1 protein-coding gene is annotated in these 339 nt (G+C 68.1%); it reads left to right on the top strand.

The window, feature by feature from the left end; translation table 11 throughout:
• Window positions 1–339: GTP-binding protein (locus IH45_RS0142795; protein ID WP_030682744.1), on the top strand; the 339-nt coding region annotated here is incomplete at both ends.

Raw genomic sequence — 339 nt, 5'->3', positions numbered from 1 at the left:
CAGGACCTGATCCTGTACCTGTTCGGCACCCCCGGCCAGGACCGCTTCTGGTTCATGTGGGACGACCTCGTCCGCGGCGCCATCGGCGCCGTCGTCCTGGTCGACACCCGCCGCCTCGCCGACTGCTTCCCCGCCGTCGACTACTTCGAAAACAGCGGCCTGCCCTTCGTCATCGCCCTCAACGGCTTCGACGGACACCAGCCCTACACCCCCGACGAAGTACGCGAAGCCCTCCAGATCGGCCCCGACGCCCCCATCATCACCACCGACGCCCGCCACCGCAGCGAAGCCAAAAGCGCCCTCATCACCCTCGTCGAACACGCCCTCATGGCCCGCCTG

Origin of the sequence: Streptomyces rimosus subsp. rimosus, assembly GCF_000720725.1 — a bacterium.
Taxonomy (GTDB): domain Bacteria; phylum Actinomycetota; class Actinomycetes; order Streptomycetales; family Streptomycetaceae; genus Streptomyces; species Streptomyces rimosus_A.
Note: the sequence above shows the minus strand (reverse complement) of the source record. Positions and strands in the feature narration are given on the sequence as shown.